The following is an 18100-nucleotide window of genomic DNA, read 5'->3' as shown; positions in this document are numbered from 1 at the left end:
TCAGTCGTTCGCGCCGCGCAGGGCCGCCGCGATCCGGCGCACCGCTTCCTCGAGAAGCGGCCGCGGCAGGGCGAAGACGAACCTCGTGAACCCGACCGCAGCGACGCCGCAAGCGGCTCCATCCGTCATCGCGACGCCTGCGTGCTCGCGGAACCACGCGCCGAGGTCGCCGGTCAGTCCGGTCTCCCGGAAGTCGAGGAGCGCGATGTAGGTGCCCTCGGGCACTGTCATCCGTACCTCGGGGAGATGCTCGGATACGAGATCCGCCAGGGCCCGGCGGTTGCCGTCGAGGTACGCGACCGTACCGTCGAGCCACTCACCGCCGTCCGCATAGGCGGCGACGTTGGAGACGGCCCCGATTGTCGACGTCCCGTGACCCGCCCAGGCGCCCTCGCGCTCCCACAGCGTGGCATCCGCGTCGTTCGAGACGATCACCTGCGCGCACTTGAGGCCCGCGAGATTCCATGCCTTGGAGGCGGACGTCGCGGTGAGGGTGTGGCCCGCGGCGATCTCGGAGACCGAGGCGTAGGGGATGTGCCGAGCCGGGGCGTAGACGATCGGCGCGTGGATCTCATCGGAGAACACGCGCCCGCGCGCATCGTGCACGGTCACGGCGACCCGCTCGAGCTCCTCGCGCGTCGCGACGGTGCCGAGCGGATTGTGCGGGTTACACAGCACGAGCAGCTCGCCGCCGTCGGCGAAAGCCGCAGTGACGGCGTCGTGATCGAGCACCCACCGACCGTCCTCGACGGTGCTGGGCACCTCGATGACCCGTCGCCCGTGCATCGGGGGAACCAGGAGGAATGGCATGTACGCCGGCGTGGGCACGATCACAGCGGCCCCGGGGGACGTGTACTGCTCGATCGCGTACTCGAACGCGGTGATCACGTCGGGCACCTGCTTCACCTGCGTCGGCGAGATCTCCCATCCGTAGTGGCCTGCGTACCAGGCGGCGGTCGCTGCGGCGAGGTCGTCGGCGAGGTGCTGCGGGAGGTATCCGGTGAGCCCCTGCTCGAGGGCACCGTTCACCGCGTCCTTCACCGCCGGAGCGACACCGAAATCCATCTCGGCGACGAACGCCCCGATCGTGTCGGGGAACGTCGTCCACTTCACGCTCCCCGCCTCGCGCAGGTCGTTCTCGGTGAGGGTGTCGAAACGGGCGACGGTCATGCGGCGGTCCTTCACGGCAGGGGAGCGGGGGCTCCCTCGATCGTACGGGGCGGGAGAACCCCCGGAGCCTGCCGGCGGAATGGCGCCGTGAACGTGGTGACGATGTGCCGACGGTGCACGATGAGGAATCCCGCCGCGATGACGAGCTGGATCGCCGACAGCACGTAGCGACCGGTCGTGTCGGTCACGAAGAACTGCACGAGGAAGATCGCGGCGAGTGAGATCGCCGATCCGAGGTGGAACCGTAACGCGAGCAGGATCGCGACGCCCATCACCGTCTGGGTGCCGGTCAGCACGAACTCCTCGATCTGTCGGGCGTCGAGGGGGAGTGCGCCTCCTCCTCCGCCGAAGAAGTGCGCGATCGGCAGGGATCCGACGAGCAGGCTCCACTGATTCACCTTGGAGGCGATGAGAGTGCCGATCGCGGCGGCGCCCATGCCGCGCAGCGCGAAGAGCACCGCGATGATGAACTCGGGAGCCTCCGACGCGAGCGGTGCGAGCCACTGCACCAGGAAGTAGCTGTCGATACCGAGCGCCGAGCCCGAATCGACCAGCGCAGTCGCGAACGGTTCAGCGCACGCGAGGATGATCGCGGCCGACACGAAGAACATCGCGATGACGGTGCCGCGCCGGAGTCTCGTCGGCAGGTCGGCGATATCGGCGGCGGCGCCGACGAACTCCTCCTCACCGTCGTCCTCGACGCGGCTGGCACGCCAGAGGTAGAACACGAAGGCCGCGATCAGGATCGCGCCGAACCAGATCGGGATGTGGCCGAGGAAAGGGATCGCGAACGCGAGCACCGCGAGGACCGCGAGGAACCCCACGTCCAGCCGCGAGGTCTCCGGCAGCCGGAGGAACGCGGGGCGCCGTTGGCCACGAGCGAGCCCCCGTCGCGCCACGACGAGCGCGACGATCACGACGAGCGGCCATCCGAATCCGAGTAGCAACCGGTTCGATCCGGTCATGTTCGCGGCCGCGTACTGCGCGTATTCGGGATCGAAGCCGGCGCGGAACGCGTAGTACAGATCGACCGCGTACTCGGGGAGCACGGCGATGAGAGCGAGGATCGCGATCGCGAGAGCGCCCGAGATGTCTTTCTGAGCGGCCTCGGCCGCCCACGCGAGCAGGAAGCTCGCGGCGACGACCGCGGCGCCGAAGATCAGGAGCGAGATGACGGGTGCCGGGTGGAAGCCGGTCACGCGGAAGGCGATGGCCGGGGAAGCGATGGCCAGGCAGAGGAGTATGCGACGGATCAGTGCGCGCGGCATGATCGGTCCTTTCGATCGGGCGCGACCGGCAGGAGGGCATGCAGAACTCCGGCCGCGCAGAGGGGCCGAAGGTCTCGCTCATCCAGACGGGACGGGGTACCGGACGATCGTCGTGAACGTCAGCATGTCGATACCGCCTCGGGCCGGGCCCGGAGCTACTCCCCTTCGATGTGACCAGTCTTGCGGGCGCTCTCAGCCGACTCCAAGGCGAAACCGACTTTCGGAGCTTTTCGGATGCCCGAAGTGCCGGAATCCTGCGGATGTGTCCGGCGGGTTCATATGGTTTCGGCCCGGCGAAACGCGATCAGTGGTCATCGATCGCGCGGCGCGCGCTTGACGACGTCGTAGGCGTCGAGCGCCGCCTTCCGCGTCTCGCCGAGATCGACGATCGGGTCAGTGGGCGCATCCGACGCCCATTGCGTGATGTACAGGCGATGCGGGTCGAACTTCTTCGCCTGGAGTTCCGGGTTGAAGATGCGGAAGTAGGGCGCGGCATCCGCCCCGGAACCGGCGACCCACTGCCAGTTGAAGGGATTGTTGGCTCCGTCGGCGTCGACGAGTGTGTCCCAGAACCATTCCTCGCCCCGGTGCCAGTCGATCAGCAGATTCTTCACGAGGAAGGATGCCGTCACCATCCGCACCCGGTTGTGCATGTAGCCGGTGCGCCAGAGCTCCCGCATACCGGCGTCGACGAGGGGGACGCCGGTCTCTCCGCGCTGCCACGCCCGGAGGTGGGACGGTTTCAGGCGCGGCCAGGGGAAGGCGTCGAACTCCGGCCGGAGGTTCTTAGACGCGAGATCCGGGAAGTGGTAGAGCGTGTGCCAGGCGAACTCGCGCCATCCGAGCTCGGAGAGGAACCCTCCCGCCCCCTCGGTGGAGACGGACTCGTGCCAGACCGTGAACGGACTGATCTCTCCCCACCGCAGATGCGGGGAGAGCAGCGACGTGGCTCCGGCCGAGGGCTCGTCGCGTGCACGGTCGTAGGCCGCGAGGTCGTCGTCGAGGAACGTGCGCAGCCGACGCCGCGCGGTCGGTTCGCCGGGCTCCCACGTGTCGCGCAGTCCTTCCGCCCAGTCCGGTTCGGTCGGGAGAAGCGCCCAGTCGTCGAGGTCGTCCGACGCCGGCACGGAGCGGATGCCGTCGATCTCGCGCGGTTCGGGCAGGGGGAGCCGCGGTGCGGGGAGGGAGAGGCAGGCGCGCCAGAACGGAGTGAAGACCGAGAAGTGAGTGCCTGCCCCGGTCGTCACCGTCCACGGCTCGTGCAGCAGGGAACCCGCGAAAGAGGCGACCTCGACGCCGTCCGCGCGCAGGGCGCTCTTCAGGTCGGTATCGATCTGACGCTCGGGTCCGCCGTACCGGCGGTTCCAGAACACGGCACCGGCGTCGGCATCCGTTATCACGCCACTGACCACGCGGGCCGCGGGGCCGCGCCGCAGAACGAGGTCGCCGCCGCGCTCGCGCAGCCGCTCCCTCAGCGATGCGAGCGAATGGTGGAGCCACCACCGCGCCGCGCCCCCGAGAGGGCGGATGCCGTCGGACTCCTCGTCGAGAACGTAGAGAGCGATGATCGGCTCACCGCGATCCATCGCTGCGCGCAGCGCCGGGTTGTCGGCGAGGCGCAGATCGTCACGGAACCACACGAGCGAGGGGGAGACCATCGCCCCATTCTGACGCGCGCCCCGTCAGCGGAGAAATGTCAGCGACGGCCTTGACTTCGGCGTTCCGGGCAGGTCGCCCACAACGCCCAGACGAGCAGCAACGGCTGGAGGAACAGGCGGCCGAATCGTCGGCCATCGGTGTCGAGACCCGGTGTGGATCTCCCGGTGCGCCACTGGTGCACATTGCCGGGGAAGACGGCGGCGAAGAACGCCGCCGTCGCCCAGCCGACCCGTCGCCTCTCCCGGGGGAGCGCGACCAGCGCGGCGGCAAGGCCGATCTCGACCACCCCCGAGGCGACGACGATCGTCTCCTTGTCGAGCCGTGAGACCCGCGTCGCCCAATCCGGCACGACCACGCGGAATCCACGCGTCTGGACGAAATGCAACACTCCGATCGCGGCGAGTCCGGCAGCGAGGATCCAACGGGCGACGGTGCGAGTCATCCGTTCACGCTACCCGGATCACTGCGGAGACGTCATCCGCTCCGACGACCAGGTTCGGAAGTCCTCGGCGATCTCCGTCGCGTGCGTGTGATGGAGGTAGTGGCCTCCCGGAACGGGGATGACGGCGCCGTCCGCGACGCTCTCCGCCTGGGCTTCGTGCAGGGCGACCCAGTCCGGGTTGCTCGCATTGTCCGCTTCCGCGAAGAGCAGCACCGGGAGGTGTTCGGGGAACGTGCGTCCCTCGGCATCCGCGAAGTTCGAGGCGATGTGCGACATCTCGTCGAGATAGGTGGGAGCCATCGACGTGCGGTTCGAGATCATCGCGATCTGCTCCCGATCATGATCGGAGTAGGCGTCCGTTTCGTAACCGACCCCGCCCACGGCGACCACAGCGCGCGCGAGTCCCAGAGCCCGAACGGCTGCCAGGAGGTCCGTGGGGAACTCGGTGTCCATGTGCGGCTGTCCCGGGACGCTGGTGTCGATCCCCACGAACGCCTGGATCTCTTCAGGGTGTCTCGCCGCCATCTCGAGGGCGTAGATGCCGGCGATGGAGTGCCCCATCAGCACGTACCGGTCGATGCCGAGCTGCTCGAGCGCGTCGTGCACCTCGGTCACGATGTTCGCCGTCGTCCGAGCGGATTCCGTGCCGTCGCTCAAGCCGTAGCCGAGGGGCTCGATCACGATCACGCGATGATCGGCCGCCAGATCGTCGACGAGGGGAGAGAAATCGATGACCGGTGATGCGGTGCCGAACCCCGGGAGCAAGACGATGTCGGTCGGCCCGGTACCCGCGATCACGACGTTCATACGACGCCCGTCGACCGTGACGAAACGACCGTACGAATCGATCGCGTCCTTCTCCGACTCCGACGCGACGACGTTCACGACGGTGGTGGTCGCGAGCGCGACGGCGACCGTCGCGGTGACGGCGACAATGCTGACGAGTGCCCTCTTCACGAACTTCTTCATTTCCTGCCTCTCCGGGCGCGCTCCCGCGCCGCCTATCCAGCGTCACGCGACAGTGCGGCGCGCACATCGACCCACCGCGGTCGAAGGCATACCGCATCGGCGGTAGCGGATGCTCGTGCGCAGTCGGGCCCGACTGCCAGACTGGCCGCATGACCGTGTTCCGCATCATCGTTCTCTTCGTGTTGGCAGCCATCGCCGAGATCGGGGGAGCCTGGTTGATCTGGCAGGCCGTGAAAGAGGAGCGCGGATGGATTTTCGCCGTGCTCGGAGTGATGGCGCTCGGCGCGTACGGGTTCATCGCGGCGCTGCAGCCCGACGCCAACTTCGGTCGGGTGCTCGCGGCGTACGGCGGGATCTTCATCGCGGGGTCGCTCGCGTGGGGCATCATCGTCGACGGCTTCAAGCCGACGGTCTGGGACTGGGTCGGGTCGTCGATCGCGCTCGTCGGCGCCGCGATCATCATCCTCGCCCCGGCCGTCGTGCACACGGCATCCGAGCCGGCGTCGTGACGGTCAGCGCGACCCGGCCAGGCGAGTAGCCTAGATCCAGACCCAGATGGAGTGATCAGTGCCTGAAAACGCCCAGCCGAAAGACGGCTTCGCCCTGTTCTCTGACCGATCCGTCGTCGCCATGCGCGTCAACGGCATCCTCAAGGACCTCGCGACCACAGTGACCGACGCCGACGAGGTCGAGGCGGTCACGATCGACAGCCCCGACGGCCTCAGTATCCTGCGCCACTCGACGGCGCACGTGCTCGCGCAGGCCGTGCAGCGGATCAACCCGCAGGCGAACCTCGGCATCGGCCCGCCGATCACGGACGGCTTCTACTACGACTTCGGTGTCGACTCGCCGTTCACGCCGGAGGACCTCAAGGCGATCACCAAGGAGATGCAGCGCATCGTCCGTGAGGGCCAGCGCTTCGTGCGCCGCGTCGTGACCGATGACGAGGCGCGCGCCGAGCTCGCCGACGAGCCGTTCAAGCTCGAGCTCATCGGACTCAAAGGCCCTTCGACAGGCTCAGGAACCCAGGTGGGCAAGGTCGAAGGCGCCTCCGTCGAGGTCGGCGAGGGCGAACTCACGATCTACGACAACACGACCCGTGACGGCGAAGTGGTCTGGAAGGACCTCTGCCGCGGTCCGCACCTGCCCAACACCCGCATGATCGGCAACGGCTGGGATCTCACCCGCATCGCCGCCGCCTACTGGCGCGGCAGCGAGAAGAACCCGCAGCTGCAGCGCATCTACGGCACCGCCTGGCCGTCGAAGGACGAGCTGCGCGCCTACCAGCACCGCCTCGAGGAGGCCGCAAAGCGCGACCACCGCCGCCTCGGCAAGGAGCTCGACCTGTTCTCCTTCCCGGAGGAGATCGGTTCAGGGCTCTCGGTGTGGCACCCGCGCGGCGGCATGATCCGCGGCGAGATGGAGCAGCACGCACGCAAGCGCCACATCGAGGGCGGTTACACCTACGTCTACACCCCGCACATCTCGAAGGAAGACCTCTTCCTCACCTCGAACCACCTCGTCACCTACAAGGACGGGATGTTCCCGCCGATCGTCATGGACGAGGAGCGCGACGACGAGGGCAACATCACCAAGCAGGGCCAGGACTATTACCTGAAGCCGATGAACTGCCCCATGCACATCCTGATCTACAAGGAGCGCGCGCGCAGCTATCGCGATCTGCCCCTGCGATTCGCCGAGAACGGCACGGTCTACCGCAACGAGCTCTCGGGAGCGCTGCACGGTCTCACGCGCGTGCGCGGATTCACCCAGGACGACTCGCACCTCTTCGTCACGCCCGACCAGCTCGAAGGCGAGGTCGCGAAGGTCCTCGACTTCATCCTGTCGATGCTGCGCGACTTCGGCCTCACCGATTTCGAGCTCGAGCTGTCGATGAAGGACGACGAGAAGTCGAAGTGGATCGGTTCGGACGAGTTCTGGGAGTCGTCGACCGACGCGCTGCGTCGCGTCGCCGTCGCCTCTGGCCTCAAGCTCACCGAGGTCCCCGGCGAAGCGGCTTTCTACGGTCCGAAGATCGATCTCAAGACCCGCGACGCGATCGGTCGCACCTGGCAGCTCTCGACCGTGCAGGTCGACCCGAACCTGCCTGAACGCTTCGACCTCGAGTTCATGGACAAGGACGGTCAGAAGAAGCGTCCGATCATGATCCACCGTGCGCTCTTCGGATCGATCGAGCGCTTCTTCGCGATCCTGCTCGAGCACTACGCCGGTGACTTCCCGGTGTGGCTCTCGCCCGTCCAGGTCGTCGGCATCCCCGTGGCTGAGGACTACGCCGACTACCTCGGGGAGGTCATCACGACCCTCCGCGACTCGGGAGTGCGTGCGGAGCTCGACACCTCCGACGACCGGATGCAGAAGAAGATCCGCACCCACACGACCGGCAAGGTTCCGCTGCTGCTCATTGCGGGCGAGCAGGACCGCGCCGCAGGCACGGTCTCGTTCCGCTACCGTGACGGCACCCAGGAGAACGGCGTTCCGATCGCGGATGCCGTCGCCCGCATCCGCACCGCGATCGCCGATCACACGCTCGTGCAGACGGCGGGGGACCTGCCGTGACCCTTCGTCTCGTTGCGCTCGCTCAGGGGCCGGCCGGTGTCTGAGATCGAGGAAGGCGTCGGGACGCTCGCGGGCGTCCCCGACGAGTTCCAGCGGCTCTGGACCCCGCACCGGATGGCGTACATCCAGGCGGGGCCCGAGCCGCTGCGCGAGGAGTGCCCGTTCTGCGAGGCCCCGAAGCATCCGGATGCCGAGCGGCTGATCGTCGCGCGTGGCGAGACCGCCTACGTGCTGCTGAACCTGTTCCCCTACAACTCGGGACACCTGCTCGTCTGCCCGTACCGCCATATCGCGACCTACGATCAGGCCACGCCCGAGGAGGTCGCCGAGATCGGCGCGCTCACGCAGACCGCGATGCGCGTTCTCACCGAGGTGTCGCGGTGCGACGGGTTCAACATCGGGATGAACCAGGGCGCCGTCGCCGGCGCCGGTGTCGACGGACACCTGCATCAGCACGTGGTTCCGCGGTGGCGCTCCGACGCGAACTTCTTCCCGATCATCGCGAAGACGAAAGCGCTCCCGCAGCTCCTCGGCGAGGTGCGGGAGGCCGTCGCCACCGCGTGGCCGAAGTCCTGAGCTCAGCGCACCCGGCGCGCGGTGAACTGCATGCGCGGGTGCGCGTAGAACTCCTGGGCCTCGACGAGCTGCAGCTCGCGTTCCCCGGAGTCGAGCGTGGCCTTCAGCAGGTCGTACACACTCGACGCGGTGCGCTCGAGCGCGGTCTGCGCGCTGCCCGTCTCGACGTAGTGCGCCGTGAAGAGAGCGGCGGTGACGTCTCCCGAACCGTTCGCCTTCATCGGAAGGTGCGGGGTCTGCACGATCCACGCGCCCTCATCGTCGACCGCGAGCATCTCGATCGTCCCCTCTTCGCGATCCGGTCGTTCGACGCTGGTGACCAGCACCGTGCGCGGGCCCATCGCGCGCGCGAGGTCGACCGACGCCAGTGTGGATTCGAGCGTGTCGGGTTCCGTCTCGGTGAGGAATCCGAGCTCGAACTGGTTCGGGGTGATGATGTCGGCCACGGGCACGACCTTCTCCCGGAGCAGCACGGGGATCGCGGGGGCCACGAAGCACCCGGACTTGGCGTTGCCCATCACGGGGTCGCAGGCGTAGACAGCATCCGGATTCTCGGCCTTGACCCGGGCGACGGCGTCGATGATCACGTCGCCGATGCCCTCGCCGCCCTGGTATCCGCTGAGTACCGCGTCGATGCGTCCGAAGACGCCCCGTTCCTGGATGCCGGTGATCACTTCGCGCACCTCGCCGGGATCGATCATCGGACCGCGCCAGGCGCCGTAGCCGGTGTGGTTCGAGAAGTTCACGGTGTAGACCGGGAGGACCTCGACGCCGATGCGCTGCAGCGGGAACACTGCGGCGGAGTTGCCGACGTGACCGTACGCGACGGCGGACTGGATGGAGAGGATCTTCATCTCCCGATCCTTTCATTCAGGGCGGGGGTTTCCCCGCTGCGGGTGGTCATCGGGAGGCCGCGACGAGGTCGGTGACGAAGGCCTCGGCATCCGCGTCGGACAGATCGTGGACGGTGAGGCGCAGATGCCGCGACGGCTCTGCCCTGTCGTCGAGGGCGAACTCTTCACCTGTTCGGGCGAGCCATCCTCGCCGCATGAGCTGCTCGGCGACGGTGCGGGCGGGGCGGGGGAGCTCGACCCAGAGGCTGAGGCCGTCGGAGTCGGGGACGTCGAATCCGCGGGCGCGCAGCCGTGCGGCGAAGGCGGCGTTGCGCTCGGCATAGTGCGCGGCTGCGGCGCCGATCGTCTCGAGCGCCGCCGGATCGGTCAGCTGGGCGTGCGTGAGTCGTTGGAGCAGGTGGCTCACCCAGGTCGTTCCCGGGCTGAGGCGCATCGACAGGCGCTCGGCGGTCTCCGGGTCGGTGGCCGCGAGCGCCAGGCACATGTCGGGGCCGAGGAACTTCGACACCGATCGCACGAGGGCGAACCGCCGGTGGTCCGGTCCGATCAACGTCTCGTAGGGGCGCTGCGAGAGCATCGAGAAGTGGTCGTCCTCGATGATCAGTACGTAGGGGTGGTCGGCCAGCACCGCGCGGAGTTCGGCGGCGCGCGCGGCTGTGAGGCTGGTGCCCGTCGGGTTCTGCGCGCGCGGGGTGCAGATGATCGCGCGGATGCCGGCGTCGAGCGCCGCGCGGAGGCCGTCGACCGTCATACCCTCCGCGTCGACGGGGACGGGGATGGCGCGGTAACCGCCGAGGCGCACCGTGTGGATGCTGGCGAGGAAGCAGGGATCCTCGAGCGCGACCGCGTCATCGCGCATGAGCGCCTGGGCGAGGAGTCGTTCGACCGCGTCGACCGCGCCGCTGGTGACCGTGACGCGGAAATCGGTCTGATCGAGGTCGGCGGTGATCCATTCGCGTGCCCATGCGTCGAGTCCGCGATCGATCACGGGTTCTCCGTACAGCACTGGGCGGCCGGCGACGCGAGCGAGGGCGGGGGACGGGTCGGGGATGAGCCGTGGTTCGGGGTTGCCGGTGCCGACATCGCGGAGGACGGTGTCGGCGGCGTAGCCCTCCTGCGCCACCGCTTCAACACCGGCGATCGTGGTGCCGGCGCGTCCGCGCGAGACGACCAGCCCTGCCTGAGCGAGCTGGCGGTAGGCAGCCACCGCCGTGTTGCGGTTCACGCCCAGCGTGGCGGCAAGTTCTCGGACCGGCGGAAGCGAGTCGCCGGGGCGGAGTTTGCCGCGCTCGCGCAGGGCGCGCACGCTGTCGGCGATGTCCGCTGCGGTCGTTCCGGTGATCTGGGCGCTCATAGGTCCTCGATCTCGATTCTAGAACGTCCGAGACGATGCTACGGTTTGACATAGATCAATAGAGCGATTGGCTCAGCCGAGAGGAATGCGATGAACGACCAGGCAACCACCGGATCCGCGCGCGTCAAGCGGGGTCTCGCCGAGATGCTCAAAGGCGGCGTCATCATGGACGTCGTCACCGCCGAACAGGCGAAGATCGCCGAGGACGCCGGTGCCGTCGCCGTCATGGCGCTCGAGCGCGTTCCCGCCGACATCCGCGCTCAGGGCGGGGTCTCGCGCATGAGCGACCCCGACATGATCGACAGCATCATCGACGCGGTCTCGATCCCCGTGATGGCGAAGGCGCGCATCGGCCACTTCGTCGAGGCGCAGATCCTCCAGGAGCTCGGCGTCGACTACATCGACGAGTCGGAGGTCCTCTCTCCGGCTGACTACGTCAACCACATCGACAAGTTCGGCTTCACCGTGCCGTTCGTGTGCGGGGCGACCAACCTCGGCGAGGCGCTGCGCCGCATCAACGAAGGTGCGGCGATGATCCGCTCGAAGGGCGAGGCCGGCACCGGGGACGTCTCGGAGGCGACGAAGCACATCCGCAAGATCACGAGCGAGATCAACGTGCTGCGATCGATGACCAAGGATGAGCTCTACGTCGCCGCGAAGGAGCTGCAGGCACCGTACGACCTCGTCGTCGAGGTCGCCGAGACGGGCAAGCTCCCGGTCGTGCTCTTCGTCGCCGGAGGTGTGGCGACGCCCGCGGATGCCGCGATGATGATGCAGATGGGCGCCGACGGGGTCTTCGTCGGTTCCGGCATCTTCAAGTCCGGCAACCCCGCCCAGCGCGCGGCCGCGATCGTGAAGGCCACCACGTTCCACGACGACCCGAAGGTGATCGCCGATGTCTCCCGCGGTCTCGGTGAGGCGATGGTGGGCATCAATGTGTCCGACCTCCCCGCGCCGCACCGCCTCTCCGAGCGTGGCTGGTAGTCCGTCCGTCGGTGTGCTCGCGCTGCAGGGCGACGTGCGCGAGCACGCCGCTTTGCTCGCGCACCTCGGCGCGGAGGTCGTGCTGGTTCGGCGCCCCGAGGAACTCGCGGCGGTCGACGGCCTCGTCCTGCCGGGCGGCGAATCGAGCGTGATCGACAAGCTGTCGCGAGTCTTCGGGATGCAGGAACCGATCCGTTCCGCGATCACCGACGGCCTTCCGGTCTACGGCACGTGCGCGGGACTCATCCTGCTCGCGGACGAGATCGCCGACGGCATCGAGGGGCAGGAGTCGTTCGGAGGTATGGACGTCACGGTGCGTCGCAATGCTTTCGGCCGCCAGGTGGAGTCCTTCGAGACGGAGCTGGACGCGCCGGTGCTCGGCGCGCCGATGGTGCGCGCCACGTTCATCCGTGCTCCGATCGTGGAGCGCGTCGGGGCGGGCGTCGAGGTGCTCGCCGCCCTGGAAGACGGACGGATCGTCGCGGTGCGGCAGGGGGCGTTGCTCGGCACGAGCTTCCATCCCGAAGTCGACGGGGATAGCCGCTTCCACGAGCTGCTTCTCGAACGGGTGCGAATCCGCGCGGACGAACGAGGACGCTGACCGCGCGACCCGCCCGGCGTGTGCGTGCGACGACGGAACGACGCGTTCGGGCTACGCTCGATCGGTGACTGGATCCAGGGCCGAGGCCGCCTACGCCCGAGCGGTCGTCGCCTTCAGCACTCCGACGCTCGATCTCCTGCACGGCCGATTCGCTCCGTTCGTCGTCGCTTCGCTGACGCTCCTCTTCACGGCGGATCGCTCGGCGGTGCCGATCGCCGACGCGCACGCCGAGCTCGCCGAGGTGCTGGACGAGTTGCGCGGCGCCGGATACGACGACGAGGACCGCAAGCTGCCCGCCGGGGGCGGGCGCGACGTGTGCCGGAGCTGGGTGCGCCTCGGCTGGCTCGTCCAGCAGATCGACGACGATGTCGAGGTCTACCGGCTGTCGGCGCATGCGGTCGAAGCGCTCGAGATCGCCGGCCGCACCGGCGGCGGTCGTACCCGTGTCTCCAACTCGCGCGTACGTACGCTGCTCGACGCGGTCGAGCACCTGTCCGACATCGCCGAAGCGGACCCCATTCGCCGGCTCGCCCGGTTGCGAGCGGAACGCGGGGTGATCGATGCCGAGATCGCTCGCATCGACGAATCCGGCCGCGCCGATCCGCACGATGACGATGAGCTGTTGGAGGAGGCCGAGAACGTCCTCCACCTCGCGCGCGAGCTGCCGGCGGACTTCACTCGTGTCGCCGAGTCGCTCAAGGCCATGCAGCGCGATGTCGTCGCTCACCTGCGACGCGACGAACGGCCGACCGGTGAGGTGCTCCGCGAGTACCTCCAGCGCGCGCAGGACGTGATGCAGTCGACGTCGGAAGGTCGGGCGTTCGCCGGTGCACTCCGATTGATCGGCGACCCCGATCGCATCGACGCGCTGACCGAGCAACTCCGCGGCCTGCTCGCGCAGCCGTTCGCGCGTGCTCTCGACCGGGATCAGCGCGCGGAGCTCGACGCCATCGGTCGGCGGGTGGAGTTCGGTGTCGAGGAGGTCCTGGCCGCGCAGCGGCGCGCTTCGCACGTGATCACCGGTCAGGTACGGACGCACGATCCACTGCGCGATCGACAGATCGACGACCTCCTCCGGGACGTCATCGCCGGCCTGCACTCGTGGTCGGGACCGGGCAGCGTCGCCGAGCCGGTGCGCAGCATGCCGCTGATCGATCTCGGGCACCTCCGGCAGACGGTGAGTGACATCCGCCCGCCGCGCGCCCCCTCGCCTCTGACCGATCCCGAAGACGTCGACTTCGTGGATCACGACACCCGCGAGTGGGGCGGCCCGCGATACGCGGAACTCGAGGATCTCGTCGCCGGGCTCGGCGATGGATTCGACCTCGCCGCCGCGTTCCAGGACGCACCCGACGCGACGCGGCGTCCGGTCGATCTTCTCGGCCTGCTGGAGATCGCGCACCGCAACGGCATGAGCGACGGCGACGGAGTGTCGGTGGTCGAGGCGCTCCGGCCGGACGGCACCACGCGGAGATTCGCGTTCGGCGCGGTGACCGCGCGCACGACGAAGGAGGAGACAGATGAGTGACGCGGACGTGGCCGTCGCGGCCGAGGGCGAGCCGTTCATCACCCCGACGGCGATGGAGGACGATCTCGAGGAGCACTTCCCCGGTGATCGCGGCACGCTCGACCCGCAGATCAGACGGGTGCTCGTGCACCTTCTGCAACGCCGTTTCATCTCGGCTGAGAAGAGCCGACGGGAGTGGGGGCTGCTCCTCGATCACCAGCAGGTCATCGAGTCGCGATTGAACGACCTCTACGTGCGCCTCGTCATCGACCATGCACGGGGGTTCGCTTACAAGCAGCAGTTGCGGTCCGACGAGATCGACATGCCCGTCCTCCTCAAGGACGCTCCGTATTCGCGGGCCGAGACTCTCGTGCTCGTGCACCTGCGCACCGTCTACCAGCGCGAATCCGGAGCAGGGGAGTCCTCGGTGCGCATCGACATCGAAGACGTCGAGCAGACCGTGCTCAGCTACTTCGCCGACATCGACGGGAGCACCGCCCGGCAGCAGAAGGCGATCCGCAGCGCGATGGAGCGGCTCGATCGCGAGGGCATCGTGCAGGAGGAGACGAGCGGGCGCTATCGGATCAGCGCCCTCGTCGAGGTGGTGCTCAGCGCGGAGACGCTGAGGGAGTTGCGCGAGTGGTTGCGCGGACAGGGAGCGATCGAGCGATGACGATGGTGGATACGCTGTTCGGCCTGATCCCGGCGAGTTCGCGGGGGCAGCAGTGGGTGGCCGAAGAGCTCCAACTGATCAACTGGGGCGGTTACGACGCGGGACCTCACCGAGTGCGGTTCTCCCCGGATGCGACGCTCCTGTGCGGTGGGTCCGGCTCGGGCAAGTCGACGTTGATGGACGGCTACATCGCGCTGATGATGCCCCACACCACGCCCTTCAACGGCGCGTCCAACGGCGGCGTGACCGGACGCCCGCGCGGCGACGAGCAGCGGAACATCCTCTCCTACGGGCGCGGCAAGATCGACGAGTCCCGCACCGATGACGGGACGAAGCTCCGTGTGCTGCGCGGCGACGGCGAGGACACCTGGAGTGCGATCGCCATGACCTGGCGCGATCACGACGGCACTCGATTCACCGCGCTCCGGGCCTGGTACATCCCTGCGGATGCCCGGACCCTCGATGACACCGTCCGACTGCGTGCCACCGTCGACGACGGGTTCGATCTCGGCGAGCTCGAACGCGCTGCGGGTCAGCGCCTGTCGGATGCCGCTGCCCGCAGCGTGGGGCTGGACACACTGGCGACGGATCGCGAGTTCTCGGCACGATTGCACGCCGTCCTCGGAATCGGTGCGGCGGGATCGGGCGCGAAGGCGATCAGCCTGCTCGCGCGAATCCAGGCGGGTCAGCAGATCACGACGGTCGACGATCTCTACAAGAAGCTCGTGCTCGAGGAGCCGGAGACCATGGCCATGGCGGATGCGGTGGTGGCGCATTTCGACGAGCTCGAGAGCACGCGCACCCGCATGCTGGTGGCGAAGCAACAGGTCGCGGCACTCGAACCCATCCGTGAGATCTCCCGGCGCATCTCCGATGCAGCCGAGCGGGTGCGGGTTATCGACGAGGTCGGAGTGTTCTCCGACTCGTCGTCCCGCGCCGCCTTCTGGAGCGCGGAGCGCCGTCTCGATCTGCTCCGGGAGGTCGAGGGCGAGCTCCGCGATCGCACGCACGGTCTGCAACTCGCCACCCGGGAGAAGCGCGCGCTCATCGACGCGGCGGATGACGAACGGGAAGCGGTGCTCGAAATCCTCCGGCAGTCCGGCGGCGACCGGCTCGAGACGGCGCAGCGCGAACTCCGGGTGGTTGAACGCCGTCTCACGGAGGTGCAACGGGAGCGCGAGCGTTTCGACGCGGTGACCGCCGATCTCGGCGCTGAGATCACGACGTTAGCGCAGTTCGAGCAGCTCCTCGGCGACGTCCGCAGGTCCGTTCCGGACGGCGCTCAGCGCGCGGCCCGTGCGACCTTCGCGGATGCCGAGTCCGCTCGCCGCGTGCTCTCCGCGGAGCTGGGCACGGCTCGTGCGGAGAGGGAGAGCGCGCACCGCGTGCGGGGCAGCATCCCGCCGCATCTGGATGAGACCAGAACCCTCCTCGCGGAGGCCGCCGGACTCGCACCCTCCGATCTGCCGTTCGTCGGAGAACTCATCGAGGTGCGCACCGAGTTCGAGCCGTGGCGGGAGGCGTTCAACCTCGCCCTGGGCGGGTTCGCCCGCACGCTGCTGCTCGACGTCGCCCATCTCGCCGCGTTCCGTCGAGCCATCGACTCCGTGCGCACGCCCGAACGCATCACGTACGAAGGCGTTCACACCGGTCTCGCGGAACTCCGCCTGACCGACGACCGCACATTGCCCGCGCGTCTCGACTACCTCTCGACGCCGTTCACCGGGTGGCTCCAGCAGCGCCTGCAGGATCGCTTCGGGTTCGTGTGCGTCGATTCCACGGCGGAACTCGCGTCGCACACCAAAGCGCTCACGATCACCGGCCAGGTCTCGCACGGAAGCCGCGGATCGCACGGCGGTCACGGTCGCACCAACCTCCTGGGTTTCACCAACGACCGACGACTCCAGGAACTCGACGAACGCATCGTCCGGTTGGAGCAGAAGCACGACGCGGCGGCCTCCGCGACTCAGACGGCCGAGGAGGCGCTCGACCTCATCGGCGATCGCGCGAAACTGCACGCGAAGATCGAGGATCTCACCTGGGATCAGATCGACGTCGAATCCGTCAGCGCCGAGCGGGATCGGTGGCTGGCGATCGAGACCGAGGTCACCGACGCGAACCCGCAGATCGCGGAGCTCCGACAGCGGGCGGACGATCTCAAGGCCAGGGCGTCGCGGCTCCGCGATGAACGCTCACGGATCGACGGCGATCTCGCCGCTGCGCAGGATCGCTGGGTCGAGGTGACCGATCAGGTCGACGAGTGCCAGCGGACCATCGACGCGGCGGATGCGGAAGGAACGGCCCTCGAGGAGCGGCACTCCGTCTTCCTCGACGCGCGTTTCCTCGGTCCGGATTCGGCCGTCGACGTCACCGCTTCGCAGCGCCTCGCGCACCTCGTCGCGGGGATGCGCACGGCCGCGATCCGACTGGATGAGGACCGCAGCGCGGCAGCGGAGGCGCATGCCGAGCAGCGAGAGGCGATGCGCCGGCTGATGACCGCGTTCCTGGAACGGTGGGACACCCTCACGATCCTTCCCGACCCCGACGCGTCGGTCACCGAGTTCGAGGGCATTCTCGACGCCCTCCAGACCAACGGTCTGCACGAGCTCGAAGCGGAGTGGCGCGACAGCCTGCTCAAGCTGTCGGGGAACGACCTGACGAGCCTCGATTCGTCGCTCGCTCGCTCGGTGCGCGAGATCAAGGATCGGATCGAGCCGATCAATCGCATCATGGAGGACCTCCCGTTCTACGATGACGACCACCGCCTGCGGATCACCCCACGGGAGAACCAGTCCGAGGCGCGCAAGCGATTCCGCCGAGAGCTGCGGGAGGTGCGCGGGCTCATCGACGCCGCGTCCACCGACGAACAGCGCGACGCCGTCTACCGCCGGATGAGCCGTCTGATCGGCCGCATGCGACGCAGTGCTCCGGACTTCGCCGAACTCATCGACGTGCGCAATCACGTGCGGGTCAGCGCGGAGCGCGTGCGGGCCGACACGGGGGAGCACATCGCGCTCTACGACCACATCGGCGAGAAGTCCGGCGGCGAGTCGCAGGAACTCGTGGCGTTCATCGTCGGCGCAGCACTTCGCTACCAGCTCGGGGATGCCGGCGCGACGCGGCCGCGCTACGCCCCGGTCTTCATGGATGAGGCGCTCATCAAGGCGGACGCGCACTTCACCAAGCGGGCGATCGGTGCGTGGCGAGGGCTCGGATTCCAGCTGGTCATCGGCGCGCCGAACGACAAGTACAGCGCGATCGAGCCGCACGTCGACGTCGAGTACGACATCCTCAAGGACACCCGCGGGCGCTCCTGGGCCCGCCCCAAGGTCGCGCTGCCGGACTCCGCTCGGTAGTTCCCGCCCCGAGCGGCTGGGCGAGAGGATGTGACGCCGGCGGCCGACGGTCGCAGGTGCCGGTGCACGATTCGTTAGACTGGACGATGCCCTGGGCAATGCCCACGGGC

15 protein-coding genes are annotated in these 18100 nt (G+C 68.4%); 8 read left to right on the top strand and 7 right to left on the bottom strand.

The window, feature by feature from the left end; all coding sequences use genetic code 11:
• The 5 genes from ACFY9N_RS08590 to ACFY9N_RS08570 form a co-directional block, all read right to left on the bottom strand.
• Positions 1-1170, bottom strand: a complete 1170-nt coding sequence (locus ACFY9N_RS08590) for a MalY/PatB family protein (protein WP_391478052.1) — start codon at positions 1168-1170, stop codon at positions 1-3.
• A gap of 11 nt (positions 1171-1181) precedes the next feature.
• Positions 1182-2438, bottom strand: coding sequence for a sodium:proton exchanger (locus ACFY9N_RS08585; protein ID WP_391478051.1), 1257 nt, complete (start codon positions 2436-2438; stop codon positions 1182-1184).
• 311 nt (positions 2439-2749) lie between these two features.
• Positions 2750-4096, bottom strand: a complete 1347-nt coding sequence (locus ACFY9N_RS08580; RefSeq protein WP_391478049.1) for a cryptochrome/photolyase family protein — start codon at positions 4094-4096, stop codon at positions 2750-2752.
• A 38-nt stretch (positions 4097-4134) separates the two neighbouring features.
• The gene (locus tag ACFY9N_RS08575) at positions 4135-4539 is read right to left on the bottom strand and encodes a hypothetical protein (RefSeq protein WP_391478048.1); all 405 of its coding nucleotides are present in this window, start codon (positions 4537-4539) and stop codon (positions 4135-4137) included.
• Positions 4540-4557: 18 nt separating this feature from the next.
• A complete protein-coding gene (locus ACFY9N_RS08570; protein WP_391478047.1) occupies positions 4558-5508 on the bottom strand; it encodes an alpha/beta fold hydrolase in 951 nt (316 codons plus the stop codon).
• A 149-nt stretch (positions 5509-5657) separates the two neighbouring features.
• On the opposite strand from ACFY9N_RS08570, the gene ACFY9N_RS08565 reads away from it, so the two are divergent.
• The 3 genes from ACFY9N_RS08565 to ACFY9N_RS08555 all read left to right on the top strand — a co-directional run bounded on the left by ACFY9N_RS08565 (position 5658) and on the right by ACFY9N_RS08555 (position 8661).
• A complete protein-coding gene (locus tag ACFY9N_RS08565; RefSeq protein WP_391478046.1) occupies positions 5658-6017 on the top strand; it encodes a YnfA family protein in 360 nt (119 codons plus the stop codon).
• A gap of 121 nt (positions 6018-6138) precedes the next feature.
• Positions 6139-8085 (top strand): threonine--tRNA ligase, encoded by a 1947-nt coding sequence (thrS, locus tag ACFY9N_RS08560; protein WP_391478473.1) that lies wholly within the window; start codon positions 6139-6141, stop codon positions 8083-8085.
• Positions 8086-8121: 36 nt separating this feature from the next.
• Positions 8122-8661 (top strand): HIT family protein, encoded by a 540-nt coding sequence (locus ACFY9N_RS08555; RefSeq protein WP_391478045.1) that lies wholly within the window; start codon positions 8122-8124, stop codon positions 8659-8661.
• Positions 8662-8663: 2 nt separating this feature from the next.
• Here the strand turns inward: ACFY9N_RS08555 and pdxY are convergent, their stop codons facing one another.
• Together pdxY and ACFY9N_RS08545 are read right to left on the bottom strand one after the other, a co-directional pair.
• Positions 8664-9515 (bottom strand): pyridoxal kinase PdxY, encoded by an 852-nt coding sequence (gene pdxY / locus ACFY9N_RS08550; RefSeq protein ID WP_391478044.1) that lies wholly within the window; start codon positions 9513-9515, stop codon positions 8664-8666.
• Positions 9516-9561: 46 nt separating this feature from the next.
• Positions 9562-10869, bottom strand: coding sequence for an aminotransferase class I/II-fold pyridoxal phosphate-dependent enzyme (locus ACFY9N_RS08545; RefSeq protein WP_391478042.1), 1308 nt, complete (start codon positions 10867-10869; stop codon positions 9562-9564).
• A 90-nt stretch (positions 10870-10959) separates the two neighbouring features.
• On the opposite strand from ACFY9N_RS08545, the gene pdxS reads away from it, so the two are divergent.
• The 5 genes from pdxS to ACFY9N_RS08520 all read left to right on the top strand — a co-directional run bounded on the left by pdxS (position 10960) and on the right by ACFY9N_RS08520 (position 17990).
• Complete coding sequence (pdxS, locus tag ACFY9N_RS08540) at positions 10960-11853, top strand: pyridoxal 5'-phosphate synthase lyase subunit PdxS (protein ID WP_391478041.1); 894 nt, start codon at positions 10960-10962, stop codon at positions 11851-11853.
• Positions 11804-12454: a pyridoxal 5'-phosphate synthase glutaminase subunit PdxT gene (gene pdxT, locus ACFY9N_RS08535; RefSeq protein WP_391478039.1), complete on the top strand. Its 651-nt coding sequence runs from the start codon at positions 11804-11806 to the stop codon at positions 12452-12454. The genes pdxS and pdxT overlap by 50 nt, the downstream gene beginning before the upstream one ends.
• Positions 12455-12518: 64 nt before the next feature.
• On the top strand, positions 12519-13982 hold the full coding sequence (locus ACFY9N_RS08530) for a DUF3375 domain-containing protein (protein WP_391478038.1): 1464 nt from the start codon (positions 12519-12521) through the stop codon (positions 13980-13982).
• Positions 13975-14634 (top strand): DUF4194 domain-containing protein, encoded by a 660-nt coding sequence (locus ACFY9N_RS08525; RefSeq protein WP_391478037.1) that lies wholly within the window; start codon positions 13975-13977, stop codon positions 14632-14634. Before ACFY9N_RS08530 ends, ACFY9N_RS08525 begins: the two co-directional genes overlap by 8 nt.
• A complete protein-coding gene (locus tag ACFY9N_RS08520; protein WP_391478035.1) occupies positions 14631-17990 on the top strand; it encodes an ATP-binding protein in 3360 nt (1119 codons plus the stop codon). The genes ACFY9N_RS08525 and ACFY9N_RS08520 overlap by 4 nt, the downstream gene beginning before the upstream one ends.
• The last annotated feature ends 110 nt before the right edge of the window (positions 17991-18100 follow it).

It is taken from the genome of Microbacterium sp. NPDC008134, assembly GCF_042957055.1.
GTDB lineage: Bacteria > Actinomycetota > Actinomycetes > Actinomycetales > Microbacteriaceae > Microbacterium.
Note: the sequence above shows the minus strand (reverse complement) of the source record. Positions and strands in the feature narration are given on the sequence as shown.

Excerpts from the sequence above, each read along its gene's own strand:
- ACFY9N_RS08520 (WP_391478035.1), top strand. The coding sequence starts at position 14,631 with ATGACGATGGTGGATACGCTGTTCGGCCTGATCCCGGCGAGTTCGCGG.
- ACFY9N_RS08575 (WP_391478048.1), bottom strand. The coding sequence starts at position 4,539 with ATGACTCGCACCGTCGCCCGTTGGATCCTCGCTGCCGGACTCGCCGCG.
- thrS (WP_391478473.1), top strand. The coding sequence starts at position 6,139 with ATGCGCGTCAACGGCATCCTCAAGGACCTCGCGACCACAGTGACCGAC.
- ACFY9N_RS08525 (WP_391478037.1), top strand. The coding sequence starts at position 13,975 with ATGAGTGACGCGGACGTGGCCGTCGCGGCCGAGGGCGAGCCGTTCATC.
- pdxS (WP_391478041.1), top strand. The coding sequence starts at position 10,960 with ATGAACGACCAGGCAACCACCGGATCCGCGCGCGTCAAGCGGGGTCTC.
- ACFY9N_RS08570 (WP_391478047.1), bottom strand. The coding sequence starts at position 5,508 with ATGAAGAAGTTCGTGAAGAGGGCACTCGTCAGCATTGTCGCCGTCACC.
- ACFY9N_RS08565 (WP_391478046.1), top strand. The coding sequence starts at position 5,658 with ATGACCGTGTTCCGCATCATCGTTCTCTTCGTGTTGGCAGCCATCGCC.
- pdxY (WP_391478044.1), bottom strand. The coding sequence starts at position 9,515 with ATGAAGATCCTCTCCATCCAGTCCGCCGTCGCGTACGGTCACGTCGGC.
- pdxT (WP_391478039.1), top strand. The coding sequence starts at position 11,804 with ATGTGTCCGACCTCCCCGCGCCGCACCGCCTCTCCGAGCGTGGCTGGT.
- ACFY9N_RS08580 (WP_391478049.1), bottom strand. The coding sequence starts at position 4,096 with ATGGTCTCCCCCTCGCTCGTGTGGTTCCGTGACGATCTGCGCCTCGCC.
- ACFY9N_RS08545 (WP_391478042.1), bottom strand. The coding sequence starts at position 10,869 with ATGAGCGCCCAGATCACCGGAACGACCGCAGCGGACATCGCCGACAGC.
- ACFY9N_RS08585 (WP_391478051.1), bottom strand. The coding sequence starts at position 2,438 with ATGCCGCGCGCACTGATCCGTCGCATACTCCTCTGCCTGGCCATCGCT.
- ACFY9N_RS08590 (WP_391478052.1), bottom strand. The coding sequence starts at position 1,170 with ATGACCGTCGCCCGTTTCGACACCCTCACCGAGAACGACCTGCGCGAG.